Genomic DNA, 21,019 nt, shown 5'->3' with positions numbered 1-21,019 from the left:
ATGTCCGGACACGCGCTGCTCACCGTCGAAGACCATCGCGATCTCCGCGTGCGCACCGAGCGCAGTGCCCAGTTGGGCGATGCGGTGATGTGCAGCATCGCGGTGCCGAGCGAGTTCCGCCGCGTACAGGATGAATATCCCATCCTGTTCCGCCTCAATGCCGAACGCGACCGCTTTACCGCGCTAGCGATGTTCGGGTTCGAGACTGGCGAGAACCTGTTCCTCGACGACAGCAAATGGGATGCTCGTTACCTGCCGCTGGCGATCGACATCCAGCCGTTCCTGATCGGTGGATCGCCGTCGCAGAGCGGCGACAAGCAGGTGCATATCGACCTCGCTAGCCCGCGCATCGGTGCGGACGGCGTGCGGCTGTTCGATGAGGATGGGCGGCCGACTCCGTATCTGGAATCGGTCACCGACAAGCTTGGCGCACTCGATGCGGGTTATCAGGCATCCGGCGACTTTTTCGCCGCATTGAGTCGCCACGAGTTGCTCGAGCCGTTGACACTGGAGATCACGCTGGACGACGGATCGATCAACCGGCTGGTCGGCTTCCATGTGATCGACGAGGAGCGCCTGCAGGCACTCGACGCCGCGGCGCTCGGCGAATTGCAGGCCGAGGATCATCTGATGCCGATCTTCATGGCGCTCGCCTCGCTCAGCAATCTCACCGAGCTGATTGCGCGCAAGAACCGGCGAATGGGCGGTGGCTGAGGCGGATCCCGGCATTTTCGGCGCGCTCGCCACGATCCCAGAGGTCATCGTCTCGGGCCCCGAGGAGCTCGATCGGCAGCTGCGCGCGGCGGATCGTCCTTTCATCGTTCGTGGCCTGGTGTCGGACTGGCCGTTGGTCGAGGCCGGCCGCCGTTCGACGCGCGATGCACGAGACTATCTGCTCAGGCGGCGTCGGGAACGTCCCTTCACCGTTTCGGTGGGCGCACCGGGCAGCGACGGGCGGCTCTTCTACGATCAGGCGATGGGGATGAATTTCCGCACGCTGCGTGCCAAACTGCCAGAAATCTTCGCGCAGATCGATGCGCTGGAGGGCAAGGCGGACGCGCCGCCAATCTATCTCGCCTCGATCGACATGCATGAATTCTTCGCCGGGCTGCACGAAGCGAATCATGTCGAGCTCGGTGATCGCGTGCCCCTGGCCAGCATCTGGATGGGAACGCGCACGCGTATCGCTGCGCATAACGACATTCCCGACAATCTCGCCTGTGTCGCGGCGGGGCGCCGCCGCTTCACGCTGTTCCCGCGCGAACAGTTCCGGAACCTCTATCTCGGGCCGGTGGACAACACGCCCGCCGGCCGGGCGGTCAGCATGGTCGATTTCCACGCCCCGGATTTCGCCGCTCATCCGCGCTTTCGCGAGGCCTTGGCCCATGCGCAGGTCGCCGAGCTGGCGGCGGGCGATGCGATCTATATCCCTGCCATGTGGTGGCATCATGTCGAAGGGCTGGAGCCGTTCAATATCCTGGTCAATTACTGGTGGCGCGAAACGCCACGCTGGCTCGGCCAGCCGCAGGATGCGCTCAACCACGCATTGCTGGCGATCCGTGACCTGCCCGAGGATCAGAAACGTTATTGGCGCGACATGTTCGACTATTATGTCTTCGGTAACGATGACGAGGTGGTCGCGCATATCCCCGAAGCGGGAAGGAGCATCCTCGCACCCCTGACCCCCGAAAGCGCCGGCCGCATCCGCGCCTTTTTGTTGAGAGCATTGAGCCAATGACCGGCGAAGCACGGCATCCGCGCCGTATCGTGATTGCCGGCGGCGGCACTGCCGGCTGGATGGCCGCGGCAGCGATCGCGCGGACCATGGGGCGCACGGTCGATCTGACGCTGGTTGAATCCGATGCGATCGGCACGATCGGGGTAGGTGAATCCACCATCCCGCCCCTGATCAATTACAACCGGCTGCTCGGCATCAATGAGGCCGAATTCATGCGCGCGACCCAGGCGACGTTCAAGCTCGGCATATTGTTCGACAATTGGAAGGAGCCCGGACACCGCTATTTCCATTCGTTCGGCTATACCGGCAAGGACCATTGGTCGGCCGGCTTCCAGCATTTCTGGCTCTGCGCCCGCGACAGGGGATATGAGCAATCCTATGACGATTACTGCCTGGAGGTGATCGCGGCCTTGCAGGGCAAGTTCGCGCATCTGCCCGATGAGGCGATGAATTATGCGTATCAACTCGATTCGACGCTCTATGCCAAATTCCTGCGCACCATGGCCGAGGGAGATGGGGCCAGGCGCATCGAGGGTCGGATTTCGCAAGTCGAGCTCGACGGCGAAAATGGCGATATCGCTGCGCTGGTGCTCGATTCCGGTACGCGGATCGAGGGCGATCTGTTTATCGATTGCACGGGATTCCGCGCGCTGCTGATCGAACAGACGCTGCACGCCGGCTATGACGACTGGACGCATTATCTGCCGTGCGATTCCGCGATCGCGCTGCAGACCGAAAATGTCGGGCCGGCGGTCCCTTATACCCGCGCGATGGCGCATGACGCCGGCTGGCAATGGCGTATCCCGCTGCAACATCGTTCCGGCAACGGACTGGTCTATTGCAGTCGCTATCTGAGCCGCGAAGATGCGCTCGAACGGCTGCTCGGCAATATCGAGGGCGAGGTGCTGACCGAGCCCAATTTCCTGCGCTTCCAGGCCGGCGCGCGGCGACGGCAATGGCATCGCAATTGCGTTGCCATCGGCCTGTCGAGCGGCTTTATGGAGCCGCTGGAATCCACCAGTATCCATTTGATCCAGCGCGCGGTACTGCGCCTGCTGAGAATGATGCCGCAGGGCGATATCAGCGAGCGTGACATTGCGGAATTCAACGATCAGCAAAATGATGACATGCTGCAAATCCGCGATTTCCTTGTCCTGCACTATAAGGCGACTGATCGGCGCGACAGTCCCTTCTGGCGTTACTGTGCGGCCATGCCGATCCCCGATACGCTGGCGCAAAAGGTCGAACTGTTCCGTGAAACCGGCCGTGTGTTCCGTAAGAATGAGGAATTGTTCGCTGAAAACAGTTGGGTCCAGGTGATGATGGGGCAGGGGATCATGCCGCGCGCCTATCATCCGATCGCCGAGAAATTGCGCGACGACGAGCTGGAGAAATTCCTCGGTACGCTGCGCGGTAACGTCACCCGGACGGTTGCGACGTTGCCCGCGCATGCCGATTATGTCGTCCGCTATTGCGGTACGGCGCCCGTGGCAATGCAGGGCTGAGCGGGCATGGCGCGTCGGCGGCAAGCGGTCACCATCAAGCATGTCGCTGCCGATGCGGGCGTGTCGCTGCAGACCGTCAGCCGGGTGATCAACAAGGAGCCGAACGTCCGCCCGGAGATGAAGCTCCGGGTGCAGGAATCGATCGACAGGCTTGGCTATGTGCCCTCTATCGCTGCGCAGCGGATGAGCGGGTCGCGATCCTATCTGATCCTCGCGCTCAACGATCGCGAGCGTACCATCGCCGACTGGCGCGGACGGCAGGGCACCGACTGGGTCGACCAGATGCTGCTCGGTGGCATGCTCACCTGCGCTGAACATGGCTATCGCATGATCATCGAACTGGTCGATACGCATAGCGACCATATCGAGCGCGAATTGCTCGGCGCGATCGCCGCATTGCAGCCGGACGGGGTGATCCTGACACCGCCGCATTCGGAAAATCCGCTGATCATCAACCTGCTCCACGACCACAAGATCAGTTTCGCGCGGATCGGCTCGCTGAAAGCGGGCCCCGGTTTCGCCCTGACGATGGACGATGAGCGCGCTGCGCGGCTGGCGACCGAGCATCTGATCGACCTTGGCCATCGCAGGATCGGCTTTATCGCCGGCCCGGCCGATTATGAACTCAGCGCCTGGCGTGTCGATGGCTGGCGCGCATCGATGGCCGCAGCGGGGCTGGAGACGGCCGGTCTGCTGGCGCAGGGCGATTTCAGCTTCGCCTCGGGCAAGCAAGCGGCAAACCATCTGCTCGATCAGGATGCGCCTCCCAGCGCAATCGTCGCGAGCAACGATCAGATGGCACTGGCGACGCTGGAGGTGGGTCGCGAACGCGGGATCGAGGTGCCGCGCGATCTGTCGCTGATCAGCTTTGACGATACGCCGATCGTGCGCTTCACCCATCCGTCATTGACTGCCGTCGTCCAGCCGATCGCGGAGGTCGCGGCGCGCGCGGTTGAACTGATCATCGCCGACCAGGCCGGGCGCGAGGTGCCCGACACGCCGATCGTGGTGCCGGCGACATTGGTATTGCGCAATTCGGCCGCGCCGCCGCGATCCGATTGATCGGGAGCTGTTCTCCGTCACGACCGCGCTGCTCATCTTGACCTATGATAGAGCCGTAGTGGCGCAACATTATTTTGTACGACACGGCGTCGGGACGTATCCGTAACAGCATGACTCCGAGCAGAACCACTCCGGGCGTTTACGTTACGGAAACTCCGGCCTTTGGAACATCGATCGTCGGCATTCCAACCGCGGTCCCGGTCTTCATCGGCTATACACAATATGCCGGTGACCCGGTGACGGGCGCGCTGCTCTACGGCGTTCCCGTCGCGATCACGTCGATGACCGAATTCATCGCTTATTTCGGCGGTGCTGCGCCGCGATCCTATCGCGTGTCGATGGCCGCCGCCGGGGCAACACCGGACTTCCAGGCTAGCTTCACCGTGCCGGGTTCCGGCTCGATCGGGCTCGATGTCGCGATGACGGGCTTCGATTTGAGTGCCACATCGCCCGACGCGAGCCAATTCTGCCTTTATGCGCACTTGCGCTTGTTCTTCGCCAATGGCGGTGGTCCTTGCTATGTGGTGTCGGTCGGCAGCTATTGGAGCGGCCAGTCGCCAGTCGTCGCGCCCGACCCGGTGCCTGCGGCCTGGATTCCGGCCGCCATCGCTGCGGGCGACCCGGTGACAGGGGCGCCCGGCCTGTTGGCTGGCCTCGCCGCGGCCGCCGGAAAGACGGGGCCGACCATGATCGTCATTCCCGAAGCCTGTCAGCTGAACCTGGCCGATTATGGGCGCGTCGCCTGCGCCATGCTCGCTCAGGCGGGCGCCTTGCAGGACCGCATGGCGATCCTCGATCTGCCCGGATGCCTGATGGCCGATACGGTCACTGGGCTGCAGGCGTGCCAGAACGATCTCGTCACCGCGATCGCGCCGCAGGTCACCAATGTCGGTTTTGGCGTGGCCTATGCGCCCGCGCTCAATACGTCGATCGTCGCGCCGGGCGACATTCTCTATACCAATCTGGCGGCCCCGAACGGCGACAACTCGGTCGTCAACAACATCCTGACGACCCAGGCCAATATGCTCTATTCGGGCGCGCAGCTGGCCACAGTGCAAACCGCGATCGCTACCGCCTTTCCGGTCACGCGGAGCAGCACCAACACCACGCAATATTCGGGATCGACCTCAAGCGCCACCACGCCACCGGTTGCCTATCCAACGCCGGGCGCCGATCTGTCGGCATGGCAGTGGACGCTCGACCGGCTGCTGCTCGATGCCCTGCCGGTATTTCAGCAGATCATGCAGCTGATCGCCACCAAGATGAATGTCCTGGCGCCCAGCGCCGGCTTGGCCGGCATATGGACCATGAACGACAGCAACAATGGGGTATGGGATGCACCGGCGAATGTCGCGCTCGACAGCGTGACATCGCCGTTCTGCGACATGAGCGACGCCCAACAGGGCGGTTTCAACGCGCCGTTGAATGGCGAGGCGATCAATATCGTCCGCAGCCAGCCGAACCGTGGTTCGGTGGTTTGGGGCGCACGGACGCTCGACGGCAACAGTCAGGACTATCGCTATATTCAGGCGCGGCGGACGCTGATCTATATCGACCAGTCGATCAGGGCGGCGCTGCAGCCTTATGCCTTCGCCGCCAATGATGCGACGACCTGGGCGACGGTGACCGCTTCTGTTTCCGCGTTCCTGACCGGCGTCTGGCAAGCGGGCGGGCTGATGGGCTCGACGGCGAGCCAGGCCTTTACCATAACCTGCGGGATCGGTTCGAGCATGACCGCGCAAGACGTGCTGAACGGCGATATGATCGTCTCGATCATGCTGCAGATGATTCATCCGGCCGAATTCATCGAACTCACCATCACTCAGGCGATGCAAGGCTGAGCATGAGCGCATAGGGTAGGACCAGCTTGGCTGCGTCGTGCTATTTCGCGCGTCTGATCGCCGACCGCGCACCGCCGATCAGGCGCGACATGATCAGCTCCTCGACTCCGGCATGGCCGAGCCCGAGATGGTCGGGCCGCACCGCGATGGCATCGCCGAGCCCGATCGTGCCGGTACGCAGGGCCGCCCGGCCGACCCGGCTCCAGCGCCGTGCGGTTTCCCAGCGGATCAGTGTCAGGCTCTCCGCATCGACGACCCGGTTCGACAGGAAATCCTCCTGCAGCCGCGCGAGCGCGGTGCCGAGCTGGAGCAGCGCGACACGGTGCGGGACCGGTTCCTGCCCCATGATATGCTGTACGACGAGTCGGGCGACCTGCTGTGCCTCCTCGCCGAACAGCTCGGCATAGGCCTTCGCCAGCACCAGCGCGGCATGGGCGCGCATCGTGTCGACAAAGCATTGCGATGCCCCGCCGCCGTGCCGGCGATAGACGAGCAGTTCTTCGTCGAGCCGTGCGATCCGGCCGAGCTTCGCCAGCCGGTGATACAGGTCGAAATCCTCGGCATAGAGCATCGCCGGGCGGGTAAAGGGGGCAAGCTGGCGCGCGGCGTCGGCGCGGACCATCACCGACGACCAGACCAGCGGATTCTCGATCCGCAACAGCCACTCGATCAGCAGCGGCGTGGAGGCGGGCGCATGGCCGGTTGCCGACAAGCGCCCGTCTTCAAGAGCCGTGGCGGCGGTGCCGAGCAAGACGGTGTCGGGACGTGCTTCCAGATAGGCGACCTGCCTGGCGAGCCGTTCCGGCCGGCACAGATCGTCCTGGTCGAGCCCCGCGATATAGCGGCCGCGCGCTTCCGCAACCGCGCGGTTGCGCGCCCGCACCGGGCCTTGATTGGCCGCACTTTCGATCACGCGAAGGCGTGGGTCATCGATCGCGCGCAGGATCGCCAGCGTATCGTCGGTCGACCGGTCGTCGACCACGACGATCTCGAAATCGCTGAGAGTCTGCGCCTGCAAGCTGGCGATCGTCTCGCCGACCAGGGCCGCGCCATTATACGCAGCCATGATCACGCTGACGACCGGCGCCGTCATGCGACCGCCCGTTCTCGCCCGGCACCTGCGTCGCCCAGAATCTGGTCGACGATCATCTGCCCGACATCATTCTGCCAGAGCCACAGCCCGTTGGCCTGGCCCGAGAAGCTCGCCTCGCCGCCAAGCGCACCCCAGGGTACGAAGCCGGCGGCGAGGCCGATGCCATAGACGCCGGGGACCGGCGTTCCCTGGGCGTCGATCACCCGGCAATGCGCGTCGACCATGGCACCGCCGTGCTGCGCGGACAGCGCGATCGGATCGCCGTGCTGGTCACTGATCGGCAGCGCGTGCGGGCGATAGCCGAGCGCCGCGACGACGAGGTCGGCGCGGTCGAGATGCGCTCGCGCGATCCGGTCGTCCGCGCCAGCGATGCGATGCAGCGCGATCCGCGGATCGGGCGCGCGGCCATCGACGCCGAGCATGCGCAGCACCAGTTCGCGCGCCTCGAGCCGGAAACCGGCGAGGCGATAGACGAAGCCGCTGACCGGGCAGATGTCCTCAGGGCCGAAATCAGTGAAGCCTTCGGCATGGGCGGCGTCGATCGACGGATAGAAGGGGCGCAGCGGACGGCGATGGAGCAGGGTGATGCCCCCTGCGCCGAACGGCAAGGCCGGGGAGCCTTTGAGCAACAGGGCGATGCTGGTCAGCGCGCTGGTCGATCCGCCAATCACCGCGATGCGAGGGTTCCGCTTGCCGGCGAGCAGGTCGGCGACCTTGGTGAAGCCGCCGAGCGACAGCACTTCATCGGATTGCAGCAGCTTGCCGCCGGCATGATCGACCAGCGGCACGCCAGCGACACTTTGCCGGACCAGCCGGTCGAGCGGCTGATGTCCGCCGGTGGCGATGACGATCTGGTGGGACAGCTGGTCGAACTCGATTCCGTCGGCCCGACGCCGGATTCGTGTGTTCCACAGGCCATCGGCGGTACGCTGGCTACCCAGCACGTCGTGCCCGGTCAGCACGGATCCGCCATTGGCGACGACGATATCGGCCAGCCGGTCGCCGGTCGCGCGGAGCAGCGGTCCGGCCTCGACCAGGGGCACGCCCAGCGCGTCGGCATAGCGTTCGACCGCGCGCGCGGCCGGATGCGCCACGATCGCGGCGAGTTCGGGATGGGGGTTGTCCTTGACCGCGGTCAGGAAGGTTTGCGCAGTGCTGTCGGAATTGATCGCATAGCGCCCGAGCCGCCCACCACCGATCGCATCGTCGCGCTCGACCATGACCAGTCCCGCGCGCGCGAGATCGGCGAGCCGGCCCTTCTTGCTCGCCGCGGTGAGCAATGCGGTGCCTGCGGGCCCGCCGCCGACGATCAGCGTCGCCGCAATGGCGCGGTGTTTTGGCTCCGCCGGGACGCGCGCGGCTTCCGCGGCGCAGATTGCGGTGAAGGTCGTGGCGATATGGCGCGCATCGTCCGGGCTCATCGCGTCGGTGATCGGTAGCGACAGCATGCGTGCAGCGACCCGGTCGGCGACCGGTGTCGGCTCGATCAGCGCGCTGGTCTGAAACAAAGGCTGCTCGGCAAGGTGCGGGCTGAAATAGCGCCCGACGCCGATTCCTGCCGCCTGCAGGTCGGCCGCGATCCGGTCGCGACGTGACACCAGCGCGTCGGGCAGCAGCACCGGCATGAATTGCATCGCTCGCCGCCGGCCAGAAACCGCTTGCAGGGTGAAGTCACTCAACGTCCCGCGATAGGCAGCCTCGACCGCGGTGCGTGCCTCGCACACTGCCTCGATCTCGCCGAGCTTGGCGCGCGCCAGCACCGCGATCACTTCGGGCAGCTTGGCGTTGATACCCGGCAGGGTCGCGCTGCGTCCGCCTTCGAATCCGAAATTGATCATTGTGCGCAACCGGTCGATCAGCTGCGCGTCGCCGCTATGAATCAACCCGCCTTCGGCGACCGCGAAGGTCTTGGTCGCGTGCATCGAATAGACCACCGCGAACGGTGCATCATGACCGAAGCCGTCGCCCGCGCCGTCGCGCGTGCCGAGCGAGGACGCCGCATCGATCACCACGCCGACGCCGAAACGCCGCTGCAGCCAGGCGTAGCGATCGAGATCGATCGCATTGCCGAAGGTGGCATAGGGAGTGATGACGCCGATACGGTCGCCGTAATGGTGCAGCAACCGCTCCTCGGCCTCCGGGCAGGCACTCCATTCGTCCGGATCTACATCGCAGATCAGCGGCGTCAGCCCCGACCATAAAGCTGCCTGGCCGGTCGCGGCGAAGGTCAGGCTCGGCATCAGGGCCAGCCCGTCCGGCCGCCCGGCTTCCATCGCGGCATGTTTGATCGCGACCATCAGGCCGAGCGTCGCGTTGGCGACCGCCAGGCTCGCACCGCGACCGCCGAACAGCGAGTCGGTAATCTCGGCCTCGAACGCGCGGACTTCGGGCCCGTTATTGCTGAATACACCCGATGCCTCGACCCGGCGCAGCGCATCGAGCTGCTCCGTCAGGCGCGGAGGATTGGGGGCGATAAGAGGAAAGTGACGCATGGTCCGCCTTATGCCGACCGCCGCCTAAAAAGCCGTTACGACCCTCGGGTTTCGATTCGAGACGTTTCCGGTTGCCTGCCTGCCGCTGCGCGCCGTATCATCGCTGCGGGCACGAAAAGGGAGACGCTGGATGGCGACCGAGTTCCTTCTGAACGGGGCGAAAGCGACGTTCGACGGCGACCCCGATACGCCGCTGCTCTGGGTGTTGCGCGATCATCTCGAACTGACCGGCACCAAATATGGCTGCGGCATCGCGCAGTGCGGCGCGTGCACCGTACATCTCGACGGCAAGAATCGCCGCTCCTGCGTGACGCCGGTCGGTACCGTGGCGGGGCGCAGCGTGACGACGATCGAAGGCGTGAAGGGTAAGACGGCAGACGCGGTCAAGGCTGCCTGGGTCGCGATCGACGTGCCGCAATGCGGCTTCTGCCAGTCGGGACAGGTGATGTCGGCGATCGGCCTGCTCTCGATCAAGCCGAACCCCAGCGACGAAGATATCGACCATGGCATGGCCGGTAATATCTGCCGCTGCGCCACCTATGTGCGCGTCCGCCAGGCGATAAAGGATGCGGCCAGATCCGCCGGAGCGGCAGCATGAACGCGCCCTTCGATGCCAATGGCACAAGCCGCCGCGAATTCCTCGGTACATCGGGCCTGGTGATCGGCCTTGCCTTGCCGATGGGGGGGCGGGCCGCCGCAGCACCGGCCAAGGCTGCCGCGCCGTTCGCACCCAATGCGTTCGTGCGCATCGCCGCCGACAACAGCGTCACGGTGATCATCAAGCATATCGAATTCGGCCAGGGGCCGGCGACCGGCCTGACCACGATCGTCGCCGACGAGCTCGACGCCGACTGGTCGCAGATGCGGATCGACTTCGCGCCGGCCAACGACCCGCTCTACAAGAATCTCATGTTCGGCACGATGGGCACCGGCGGATCGACCGCGATGGCCAATAGCTGGATGCAGTTGCGCAATGCCGGCGCCGCCGCCCGTGCGATGCTGGTCGAGGCCGCGGCGCGGAAATGGAAGGTTCCTGCCGCCGAGATCAAGGTATCGAAGGGCGTGGTCAGCCACGGTAAGCGCAAGGCGCGTTTCGGCGAACTTGCCGCCGACGCGGCGCTGCTGCCGGTGCCCGAAAAGCCGGTGCTCAAGACCCCCGACCAGTTCACCCTGATCGGCACCGACGTCCCCAAGATCGATACGCTGGTCAAGACCACCGGCACCGCGCAGTTCACCATGGACACGCGCCGACCGGGCATGGTGATCAGCGTGATCCAGCATCCGCCCGCATTTGGCGGTACGGTGAAGGCAGTGCGCGATGCCGCCGCGCTGAAAGTCCCCGGCGTGGTCGCGGTCAAGGCGATCCCGCATGGGGTCGTGGTCTATGCCAAGGACACGTTCGCCGCGATCCGGGGGCGTGCCGCGCTCGACGTGGACTGGGATTTGTCCAAGGCCGAAACCCGCTCGACCGAGGCGATGATCAAAACCTATGCCGAAGCGGCGGCGACGCCGGGCAAACAGGCCGAGGCGAAGGGCGATGCCGCCGCCGCGATCAAGGGCGCGGCGAAGACGATCGATGCGACCTATATCTTTCCCTATCTCGCGCATGCCCCGATGGAGCCGCTCGATGTCGTGATCGAGCCGCGTGAAGGCGGCGCGGACGTCTGGATGGGCAGCCAGTTCCAGGTCGGCGAGACGGCGGCGATCGCAGGCGTGCTCGGCGTGCCCTTTGCCGGCATGACGCTGCACGAACTTTATGCCGGCGGCAGCTTCGGTCGGCGCGCGACGCCGGCGATGGAATTCGCGGTCGAGGCCGCGAGCGCGGTCAAGGCGCTCGGCGGCAAGACCCCGGTCAAGCATGTCTGGACACGCGAAACCGACCTGCTCGGCGGCCGCTATCGCCCGCTCGTCGTTCACCGCGCGCAGGGTGGGGTCGATGCCAGGGGCGAGATTGTCGGCTGGGACTCGGTCATCGCCGCCCAGTCCTTCATGATCGGCACGCCGTTCGAGGACAAGTCCAAGGGCTATGACGATTCGATGATGGAGGGCGTCACCGAAAGCTCCTATGATTTTCCCGCTTTCCGTGCCGGTTTCCACGTCATGCAGAACGGCGTGCCGACGCTCTGGTGGCGCTCGGTCGGCAACACCCATACCGCCTATGCGGTCGAGACCTTTCTCGATCAGCTGCTCGAACTGGGCGGTCAGGATCGTATCGCCGGACGCCTGAAACTGATGAAGGACGATCGCGCCAAGGCAGTGCTCAGGCGCGTCGCCGAACTGGCCGGCGGGCTCGATGCGAAATCCGGTCGTGCGCGCGGCGTCGCGTTCCACAAGAGTTTCGGCAGCTATGTCGCGCAGATCGCCGAAGTGTCGAAGGGCGCAGATGGACTGCCAAAGGTGCACAAGATGTGGTGTGCGATCGATTGCGGCATCGCGATCAACACCAATGTCATCCGCGCGCAGATCGAAGGCGGGATCGGCTATGGGCTCGGCCATGCGCTTTATAGTGAGATCACGCTCGGCGAAGGCGGCCTGGTGCAGCAGAGCAATTTCGACAGCTATCGCTCGCTGCGCATCGGCGAGATGCCCGAGGTCGAGGTGGCGATCATCAAATCGGGCGCCAACCCGACCGGTGTCGGCGAACCCGGGCTGCCGCCGACCGCACCCGCTATCGCCAATGCGTGGCGCAGGCTGACCGGCAAGGCGGTGCGCCGATTGCCCTTCGCGCATGGAGACAATGCATGATCATGCTCCGTCATGTCGTGCTCGCGATGAGCGTGCTCGCCCTTCCCGTAGCAGTACTGGCCGGTGGTGCCGGCGGGCAGGCGCGACGCATGCCTGCTTCCAGCGTCGAGGGCGGCCCTGCCGGCGGCGATGCGCGTTCCGCTGCTTTGTTCGTCGAAATGGGCAAGGTCATTCAAAGCCCGCGCTGCCTCAACTGCCATCCGCGCACCGATCGGCCCAATCAGGGTGATGCGATGACGCAGCACAATCCGCCGGTGGTGCGTGGCCCCGACGGGCATGGCGCGGCCGGGCTGGAATGCGCCACCTGCCATGGCCCCGCCAATGTCGCGTTCGCCAATGGCTCGGGCAGCATTCCGGGCCACCCCAACTGGCATCTCGCGCCGATCGCCATGGCATGGGAGGGTAAGACGCTCCGCCAGATCTGCGAACAGATCAAGGACCCCAAGCGCAACGACGGCAAGACGCTCGAGCAGCTGATCGAGCATAACAGTCATGACAGCCTGGTCGGCTGGGCATGGAATCCCGGCAAGGGCCGCACACCCGCGCCGGGCACTCAGGCCGAGTTCGGTGCATTGACCAGGGCATGGGTGGAGAGCGGCGCGAAATGCCCGGCATGACTCGGGCTTTCGAAACCATCACGCTCGGCATGGATGACGGCATCGCCACCATCACGCTCAACCGGCCCGACAAGCTCAACGCCTTCAACAAGGCGATGATGGAGGAACTGGTCGGGGCGTTCGACGCGACCGATGCCGATGATGATGTGCGCTGCGTCATCGTCACCGGCGCGGGGCGCGGCTTTTGCGCCGGGGCCGATCTGTCGGGCGGCGCGGCGACCTTCGACTATGACAAGCGCGGCGGATGGAATGGTGCAGAGTCGCCGGTTGGCGCCGATGGCAGTGTGGATTATTCGCACCCGGCGGTCCGCGACGGCGGCGGTATCCTCGCACTGCGCATCTTCGCATCGAAAAAGCCGGTGATCGGCGCGATCAACGGGCCGGCGGTCGGCATCGGCGCGACCATGACCCTGCCGATGGATTTCCGCCTGGCGAGCGATGCGGCACGCTTCGGCTTCGTCTTCGCGCGGCGCGGCATCGTGGCGGAGGCATCGTCGAGCTGGTTCCTGCCGCGCCTGGTCGGCATCGGCCAGGCGCTCGAATGGTGCTATTCCGGCCGCGTATTCGGCGCCGAAGAAGCGCTGAAGGGCGGGCTGGTGCGTAGCCTGCACGCGCCGGACGATCTCCTCCCTGCCGCGCGGGCGCTGGCGAAGGAACTGACCGGCGACAGCGCCCCCGTCTCGGTCTCATTGTTGCGCAAGATGATGTGGACCGGGCTCGGCATGGCACACCCGATGGAGGCGCACCGTATCGAAAGTCGTGCGATCTGGTCGCGCGGCGCCAGTGGTGACGCGGCGGAGGGTGTGGCGAGCTTCCTCGAAAAGCGCGAACCCGTCTTTCCCGACCGCGTATCGGCGGCATGGCCTGACTTCGCCGACTGGTTCGACGACCCGCCTTATCGCTGAGGCGGCGCCCCGGGCCGGGCCGGGGCGCCTGCCGTCAGAATTTCGCCCCGGCACGAACGCCGATGGTGCGCGGTGTATTGACCACGGTGTAGTTGCGTTGCGTGCAGACGCTGCACGACTGGGAGCGCGAGAGCTCCGCCCGCTCGTCCCAGGCATTCTGGACGAACGCCTCGATCGAGAATTTGTCGAACTCCGCGCCGATCGCGAAGTCGCCGGTCGTATAACCCTGCAGACGACCCAACGCTGCCGCGGGGATGACACGGACGTCGGATGATGCCGAGCTTTGATGCGCGATCAGGCCCTGGAAATGGACCTTCGCCGACCCGACCGGGATGGTATAGCGCGCCGTCCCGTTGATCTTGAATTTCGGCGTGATCGGCAGGGTCGTGCCGCCCGGCGTCAGGATGAAGTTGCCCGGGCCGGTGCAGGCAAAGGTCGGGTCGGCGGCGTTGCAGATATTCTGGCGGGTCTTGGCGTCGGTATAGGCGCCGCTTGCGGTGATCGTCAGGCCGCTGATCGGCTGCAGATTGATATCGGCTTCGACACCCTTGATCCGCGCATTGGAGCCGTTCTGGATCTGCGTCAGGCTGTTGAGGCCGAGGAAGGAGAATTGGAACGCCTTCCAGTCCTGCAGGTAGAAGGCCCCGTTGAAGCGGAGCGCACCGTCGAGCAGCGTGGTCTTGAAGCCGATTTCGTAGTTCGTCAGATAATCGGGCTCATAGGGCGGCAATGTGCCCTGGCGATTGATCCCGCCCGGGCGGAAGCCGCGCGACCAGGTGCCGTAGAACAGCAGGTCGTCAGTCGCCTTCCAGGTCAGGTTGAGCCGGTGGGTGAAGCCCTGTCCGCTCGCCTTTTTCGGCGCGATCACGCCATTGCCGAGATAGACGCCGAGATTGGTGCAGGGCCCGCCGGCGACCACCGGTGGCAATACCGTACCGGTCGGATCGTTGCGTACGGTCGAGCCCGATGCGGTGAAACAGGCGGCGACGCCGGTGCCGGAACTGCCGACGCCGTTATAAGGCTCTCCCGCCGGATTGCGGCCAAAACCGTAAAAGCCGATCAGTGAATTGTCGTAGATGAAGGCACGGCCGCCGCCGGTGAGCGTCAGGTTCGGCAGGATGTCGAAACTCGCCTCCCCGAACATCGCATAGTCCTTGTCGACGCGGTGCTGTTGGGTCAGCCACAATGTCCCGGCATAACCATTGACCGACATGGCCGGGGCGAGGTTCGCGATCTGGTAATCCTGATGGATCAGGTTGCTTTGCCGTTGATAGAACAGGCCGGCGACGATGCGGAACCGGTCTTCCTGCGGCGAGGCGACGCGGAATTCCTGGCTCATCTTCTTGAAGTGATCGGTCGAGACGACGAACTGGCGCGGGTCGATCACCCGGCCCGCGGCATTGGTGAAATACAGGTCGCCGGCCAGGCCGTTGGTGTAGAAGGTGTCATAGATTTCGGCGTAATCGGTATAGTCGCTCTGCTGCGCGGCAGTGCGGTCGAGATAGGCGCCGGCATAGGTCACGTCCCAATTGCCGACCTTGCCCTCGATCGTCAGCGCGGCCTGGACGAAGCGTTCCTTGCGAGTGTCCGGCGCAAAACGCTGGACCTTCAGGTCGCCGACGCTCTTGTCGTAACCGAAGATGCCCTTGGTCTTCTGCTGCTGGTAGATCACCGTCGGGGTGACCGTCCAGTTATCGTCGAGATCGACCTTCAGCGCGGCGCGCCCGCCATAGACCTCGTTGGTGTTGAAATTCTTCTTCACGAATGCGCTATTGTTGACCGTACCGGTATAGCCGGCGGCCAGCGGAGCTGAGGGCGCCGAGACATTGAAGCTGCGCGTACCCGCCACATTGTCGATATAGCCGGCATCGCGCTGATAGAAGCCGACCACGCGCAGTGCCGCCATGTCCGACAGCGGGGCATTGATAAAGCCTTCGACCTTGCCGCCGACGCCGCCACCCTTGACCGTATTGACCTCGGCATCGACCGCGCCGGAAAAGCCGGTCGTGTCGGGCTTGTTGGTGATGATGCGGATCGTGCCGGCCTGTGACGATGCGCCGTAGAGCGTACCCTGCGGCCCTGACAGGCTCTCGATGCGGGCGATGTCATAGACATGGACGTCAAGCGTGCCGCCGATCGTCGTCACCGGCTGTTCGTCGAGATAGACGCCGACCGAAGGCAGCGAGCCGGAATGGTTGCCGTCGCCGCCCGATGCGACGCCACGCATATAGACGGTGGTCAGGCCGGGCTGTGAACTCTGGAACGAAACCGACGGGAGCAGCTGCGAAAATTCGGCGAAATTGCTGATGTTCAGCTGGTCGAGCTTCTTGGTGCCGAGCGCCTGGATGCTGATCGGCACATTCTGGAGATTTTCCTCGCGCTTCTGCGCGGTGACGATGATGTCGTCTGAATCGTCGATCGCAGGACGAGTCTCCGCCGGTGCCTGATCCTGCGCCAGAGCGGGCGAGGCGATGACCGCGACGGAAGCCAGCATGGTGGCCAGTGCGATGCGGCGCTTAGTGATATGCATGACGATCCCCCGAAACGACATTCTATTTCGGCAGACTGTTCGCACACGCAACAATCGTCAACGATCCGATATGGACCTTTTCATTTCATGGCTGCGACGTGACAGTTTTGCCACGCTCGGGTGACGGGATCGGCCGACCCTCCGTAGCGGCCGCCCGCACCGACCGGCGCGCTACTGTGTTGGTAGAATATCCAGCTCGTCCTCTGCTCGATGGATGCATCGGGACGCGTGGCTCGCCAGATTCGCGACGTCAGAAGCGCGGCGCCTCCGGATAGGTATCAAGCACATCCCCCAGCGCCGCCTTGAGCGGGTCGAGCCATGGCTCGAACGGTTTCCACGCTTCGGTCCCCTCGCGGAAAATGGGCTGGCGCACCTGTTCGGAGCTTGCCGTGCGCACGGCGCGATCGGTCTTGTGGAACTCCAGGCAGGCCGGCTCGAATTCCAGCCCGCCCGCAGCGAGCAGCGCGCGCACCTCGGCGTCGGTGTCGTCGACCATGTTTTCGTAGATCACGCGGTGTACCCGCCCCGGCAGTACCGCATCGACATGCGCCATCAGCCGCACATAGTCGCGATAGTAACGCCCCATATCGTCGAGCGAATAGCTGAACGCCTGGCCGCGTGCGAAATGCTGCTTGTAGTTGGAAAAGCAGCAGCCGAGCGGATGGCGTCGTGCGTCGATGATCGTCGCGTTGGGCAGGATCAGGTGGATCAGCGGCACATGCGCCCAGTTGTTGGGCAGCTTGTCGATGAACAGGGGCCGGTCGGTGCGGCGCTGGATGCGGGTGCGCTGGAGATATTCCGCGCCGAGTTCGCGCAGCCGCTCGTGCGGCACCTCGGCCAGCCGCTCGGGATACTCGGCCCAGCGCCGCGCGAAGACTGGAATATCGGGAAGCTCCGATGTGCCTTCAACCAGTGAATGGCTCGACAGGATCTGCTCGACCAGCGTCGATCCCGCGCGCGGCATGCCGAGAATGAAGATCGGATCGCGCGCATCATGACCCGCGCCTACGCGTGCGGCGAAGAAATCGGGCGTGAAGAGCGCGATACTGCGATCGACGAATGTCCCGGTTTCGTCGGCAGCATAGACGATCTTGGTCCGCCGCAATGTGTTGCCGGCCGCGTAATGCGCGAACGCCGCCGCCGCTTCTTTGCGGTCCTCGAATGCCTTGCCCAGCGCGAAATCGAGATGGAAGCGATCTTCGTCCGAGATACCGGCCTGGGCGAGCGCTGCCTCCATCGCGGCGATATCATTGTCATCGAACTTCACGGTCTTCAGATTGGCGAGACTCCACCAGGCTTCGCCGAGTTCGGGCATCAGCGCGATCGACCGGCGATAGGCGGCGACCCCATCGGCCTGACGCCCGACCGTCTTCAGCATATGGCCGTAGGACATCCATACCTTGGGCTGGCGCGGTGCGGATTTCAGCACCTCTTCGTACAGTGCGATCGCCTCGTCGAAGCCGCCGATCCGACCCAGCGCCGCCGCCTTCAGATTGGCATGGCCGGGATTGTCGGGTTCCTCCTCAAGCACCAGGTCGAGCTCGGCGATCGCCTCGTTCGGGCGGTTCTGGCGATAGAGCACGATCGCCAGGTTGGCGCGCGCAGCGGTGAAGTCCGGCGACAATTCGACTGCGCGGCGCAGCAGATTCTCCGCATCCTTGTAGCGCCCGATCCGTCCGGCGAGCTCGGCCAGCATGCGGATCGCCTGCACGTCGAACGGATCTGCCTTCAGGTGCGCCTTGAGCAGCGGCTCGGCCTCGGACAGGCGGTTGTCGTGCAGCGCCAGCGCGGCGTCGATCAGGCGCTGTGGCCAGCGGGGTGTCGGAACGGCGGCAAAGGTCATCCCTCCCTGCTTAGCGCGAGATCGGAGCGGGTGGAATGACCTGGTGGGCTCGGCAATTCCCACGACGATTCAACTGGGCAATTGTTCGTGGCAGTCCCGCGCGCGACGGCCGGGTTCATCCCGGTCGCCACGCTCTTTCTCATGCTGAATATGAACCGCCGGAACGAAGCGTCCACGTCCCGAACAGCCAGCGCGTTGGCTATTCGCTGGCTGATGGCTGGCTGTTCCATGGCTGTTACCTGGCTGTTCGCTGGCTGTTAATCTGGCTGTTCCATGGCTGTTATTGATCTCATCGAAATTGTTTTAACTCACTGATAAGCAACCAAGAAAGTCGCTTGAAAAGCCCACGCAACGCCCGGAAAAAACACTTTTGGCGAATAACAGCCAGCAGAACCCGGCAGGTCGGGACGGGATGGCCGTCGAAACCGGCTTTCGGAAAAGCCGCTTACCTGCTGGCGCAGACCGACGAACAATGCCTAAGACTATATCCGCCAAGGGGAGAGACGCATGGGGAAGACGGTATCGCGGCGGGCATTGGGTTTCTGGACCTGCCTCGCTCTGGTCATGGGCAACATGATCGGGTCGGGCGTCTATCTGCTCCCCGCGACGCTTGCCCCGCTTGGCTGGAACGGCATGATCGGCTGGATCGTGACGATCGGCGGCGCGCTGTGCCTCGCCTTTGTATTCGCGCGGCTCGGTGCAAAGCTGCCGATCGCCGGCGGTCCCTATGCCTTTACCCAGGCGGCGTTCGGCCCGGCGGCGGGGTTTGCCGTCGCGTGGAGCTATTGGGTACTGATCTGGGCCGGCAATGCGGCGATCGCGGTCGCGGTGGTGAGTGCGCTCAGTCTGATCTTCCCGGTCCTGGGCAAGGCGCCGGCGCTGGCCGCGTTGGCGATCATCTGGGGGCTGATCGCGGTCAATATCCGCGGTGTCGGGCTCGCCGGGCGGGTGCAGTTCGTGACCATGGCGCTGAAGCTGGTGCCGCTGGTCGGGGTCATCGCACTGGCGGCCTGGCTGCTGCTGCGCGACGGATCGGGGGCGATTGCCGCCAATCCCCCGGTGCCGATCGGCGCCGGCGCGATCGCGGGGGCGGCGGCGATCACCTTCTGGGGCTTTCTCGGCGTGGAATCGGCGACCGTGCCGGCCGACAAGATCGACAATGCCGCGCATGTCGTGCCGCGCGTCACGCTGATCGGTACCGCGCTGACCGGACTGGTCTATCTGCTCGTCTCGGCGGCGACCGCGTTCCTGATGCCGGCGGCGGTCACAGCCGCCTCGCCCGCGCCGATCGCCGAATTCCTCGGCCGTGAGCTCGGGTCGGGGACTGCCGACCTCGCTGCGCTGTTCGCCGCGATCAGCGCGTTCGGCGCGCTCAACGGCTTCATCCTGCTGCAGGGGAGGTGCCGCGCGCGATGGCGCAGGGCGGCGTGTTCCCCGCCTGGTTCGGCAAGGAAGGCATGCGCGGCACGCCGGTCCGCGCGCATCTGGTTTCGGGCGTGCTCGTCACTCTGGTCGCGCTGTCCAATTATGCGCGAGGGATGGGAGAGCTGTTCACTTTTATCGCCTCGGTCTCGCTCGCCGCGGGGATGCTTGCCTATCTCGCCAGCGCACTCGCCGCGATCCGGCTGCTGCCCGACGACCTGCCGCTCAAGATCGCGTCGCTCATCGCGGCGGTGTTCGTGCTGTGGATGGTTTATGGCCTTGGGCTGGAAGCGGATCTTTGGGGGCTTGCGCTGCTCGTCGCCGGCCTGCCGGTCTATCTCTGGGTCTGCCACAGCCGCGCTGCGCCCGCCTCATAGCCGGGGCATCATAATCCAAGCGTCATCAGGCGCGCGACGGCATGCGCCCGGTTCACTGCGCCGAGCTTGCGCCGTGCATTGTCGACATGGAAACGGGCCGTGGTTTCGGCGACGCCCATGATCGTCGCGATCTCCCAATCGGTCTTGCCGTCGGCGACGAAGCCGATCGCATCGCGTTCGCGCACGCTGAGTGGCGCGGCGCCATGCTCACCAACGGCTAGCGGTGCGCGCAACAGCCGCTCGGTCAGGACCGTGCCGGCGACATACAGCGCTTCGGCGATCGCATCCTCGATCGCCGGATCGGCAAAGCCGATATGGAGCGATGCGACCGCGCCGTCATAGCCAAAGGCGGTCACGCCAAGCGCGTCGCCGATCCGCCCCTCGCTCATCGCGTCCCAATAGTCGCTGAAGCGGCGATCCTTGCGCGGCGCGAAGTCGCTGAAGCGGTAGCGCGTCATGCCGCGTGCGATCGGCTCGACCAGCGGGTTGACCTCGAAACAGATATAGCGGTGGCTCGTCCCGCCGATCCAGCCGGCGACGCAGCGCCGCTCGACCAGCCCGCCTGCCGCCCAATGGCGCGCCGCGGTCAACTGTCCGGGCGGGCGGCGATAATGCCGCGCCTGGAAATAGCTCACGCCGAGCGCCTTTGCCGCGCTGGAAAAAACACGCGCTGCCCGCGCCGCATCGGGTGCGGCGACAATCGGTTCGATCAGCGACATCATCTCGCCAGGCATCGATTTCTCCGGACCATGCGGACGGCCTTCCAATGGCTGGAGTGTGATCCAGCGAGACGGCACCGGCAATGGCTTTCCGATCCAGAACCGATCGGTCGGTGCGCCCCTCGATTCC

Annotated in this window: 15 protein-coding genes and 1 pseudogene; 11 read left to right on the top strand and 5 right to left on the bottom strand. The window is 64.9% G+C overall.

Features of this window, described 5'->3' with window-relative positions:
• From H3Z74_RS18690 to H3Z74_RS18670, 5 genes are all read left to right on the top strand, one after another.
• Entirely contained in the window at positions 1-714 is a 714-nt protein-coding gene (locus tag H3Z74_RS18690) for a SapC family protein (RefSeq protein WP_187761067.1), read from the top strand.
• A complete protein-coding gene (locus tag H3Z74_RS18685) occupies positions 707-1,738 on the top strand; it encodes a cupin-like domain-containing protein (RefSeq protein WP_187764401.1) in 1,032 nt (343 codons plus the stop codon). The genes H3Z74_RS18690 and H3Z74_RS18685 overlap by 8 nt, the downstream gene beginning before the upstream one ends.
• A complete protein-coding gene (locus H3Z74_RS18680; protein ID WP_187761066.1) occupies positions 1,735-3,243 on the top strand; it encodes a tryptophan halogenase family protein in 1,509 nt (502 codons plus the stop codon). Before H3Z74_RS18685 ends, H3Z74_RS18680 begins: the two co-directional genes overlap by 4 nt.
• A gap of 6 nt (positions 3,244-3,249) precedes the next feature.
• On the top strand, positions 3,250-4,305 hold the full coding sequence (locus tag H3Z74_RS18675; RefSeq protein WP_187761065.1) for a LacI family DNA-binding transcriptional regulator: 1,056 nt from the start codon (positions 3,250-3,252) through the stop codon (positions 4,303-4,305).
• A 110-nt stretch (positions 4,306-4,415) separates the two neighbouring features.
• A complete protein-coding gene (locus H3Z74_RS18670; RefSeq protein ID WP_187761064.1) occupies positions 4,416-6,146 on the top strand; it encodes a phage tail sheath family protein in 1,731 nt (576 codons plus the stop codon).
• Between the two features lie 40 nt (positions 6,147-6,186).
• Here H3Z74_RS18670 and H3Z74_RS18665 read toward each other — a convergent pair whose 3' ends face one another.
• Positions 6,187-7,239, bottom strand: a complete 1,053-nt coding sequence (locus tag H3Z74_RS18665) for a glycosyltransferase family 2 protein (protein ID WP_187761063.1) — start codon at positions 7,237-7,239, stop codon at positions 6,187-6,189.
• A complete protein-coding gene (locus H3Z74_RS18660; protein ID WP_187761062.1) occupies positions 7,236-9,731 on the bottom strand; it encodes a DegT/DnrJ/EryC1/StrS family aminotransferase in 2,496 nt (831 codons plus the stop codon). Before H3Z74_RS18660 ends, H3Z74_RS18665 begins: the two co-directional genes overlap by 4 nt.
• A gap of 130 nt (positions 9,732-9,861) precedes the next feature.
• Here H3Z74_RS18660 and H3Z74_RS18655 point away from each other — a divergent pair, with 130 nt between their 5' ends.
• From H3Z74_RS18655 to H3Z74_RS18640, 4 genes are read left to right on the top strand one after another with little or no spacing between them, the layout of a single operon-like run.
• The gene (locus H3Z74_RS18655) at positions 9,862-10,329 is read left to right on the top strand and encodes a (2Fe-2S)-binding protein (RefSeq protein WP_187761061.1); all 468 of its coding nucleotides are present in this window, start codon (positions 9,862-9,864) and stop codon (positions 10,327-10,329) included.
• The gene (locus H3Z74_RS18650) at positions 10,326-12,476 is read left to right on the top strand and encodes a xanthine dehydrogenase family protein molybdopterin-binding subunit (protein ID WP_187761060.1); all 2,151 of its coding nucleotides are present in this window, start codon (positions 10,326-10,328) and stop codon (positions 12,474-12,476) included. The genes H3Z74_RS18655 and H3Z74_RS18650 overlap by 4 nt, the downstream gene beginning before the upstream one ends.
• Positions 12,473-13,093, top strand: coding sequence for an Isoquinoline 1-oxidoreductase subunit (locus H3Z74_RS18645; protein ID WP_229726670.1), 621 nt, complete (start codon positions 12,473-12,475; stop codon positions 13,091-13,093). Before H3Z74_RS18650 ends, H3Z74_RS18645 begins: the two co-directional genes overlap by 4 nt.
• Positions 13,081-13,998 (top strand): crotonase/enoyl-CoA hydratase family protein, encoded by a 918-nt coding sequence (locus H3Z74_RS18640; RefSeq protein WP_187761059.1) that lies wholly within the window; start codon positions 13,081-13,083, stop codon positions 13,996-13,998. Before H3Z74_RS18645 ends, H3Z74_RS18640 begins: the two co-directional genes overlap by 13 nt.
• A gap of 34 nt (positions 13,999-14,032) precedes the next feature.
• Here the strand turns inward: H3Z74_RS18640 and H3Z74_RS18635 are convergent, their stop codons facing one another.
• Together H3Z74_RS18635 and H3Z74_RS18630 are read right to left on the bottom strand one after the other, a co-directional pair.
• Positions 14,033-16,528: a TonB-dependent receptor gene (locus H3Z74_RS18635; protein ID WP_187761058.1), complete on the bottom strand. Its 2,496-nt coding sequence runs from the start codon at positions 16,526-16,528 to the stop codon at positions 14,033-14,035.
• 250 nt (positions 16,529-16,778) lie between these two features.
• Complete coding sequence (locus H3Z74_RS18630) at positions 16,779-18,371, bottom strand: tetratricopeptide repeat-containing sulfotransferase family protein (RefSeq protein ID WP_187761057.1); 1,593 nt, start codon at positions 18,369-18,371, stop codon at positions 16,779-16,781.
• A 507-nt stretch (positions 18,372-18,878) separates the two neighbouring features.
• On the opposite strand from H3Z74_RS18630, the pseudogene H3Z74_RS24670 reads away from it, so the two are divergent.
• Together H3Z74_RS24670 and H3Z74_RS24665 are read left to right on the top strand one after the other, a co-directional pair.
• Positions 18,879-19,718: pseudogene (locus H3Z74_RS24670) on the top strand (amino acid permease); the annotation flags it as partial.
• A gap of 53 nt (positions 19,719-19,771) precedes the next feature.
• Positions 19,772-20,170 (top strand): APC family permease, encoded by a 399-nt coding sequence (locus H3Z74_RS24665; RefSeq protein ID WP_268234747.1) that lies wholly within the window; start codon positions 19,772-19,774, stop codon positions 20,168-20,170.
• 8 nt (positions 20,171-20,178) lie between these two features.
• Here H3Z74_RS24665 and H3Z74_RS18620 read toward each other — a convergent pair whose 3' ends face one another.
• Positions 20,179-20,904 carry a helix-turn-helix transcriptional regulator gene (locus tag H3Z74_RS18620; RefSeq protein ID WP_187761056.1) on the bottom strand — a complete coding sequence of 242 codons (726 nt, stop codon included), beginning with the start codon at positions 20,902-20,904 and terminating at the stop codon, positions 20,179-20,181.
• Between the last annotated feature and the right edge of the window lie 115 nt (positions 20,905-21,019).

This window comes from Sphingomonas alpina (assembly GCF_014490665.1).
GTDB classification, from domain to species: domain Bacteria; phylum Pseudomonadota; class Alphaproteobacteria; order Sphingomonadales; family Sphingomonadaceae; genus Sphingomonas; species Sphingomonas alpina.
This window is presented reverse-complemented; position numbering and strand designations above follow the sequence as displayed.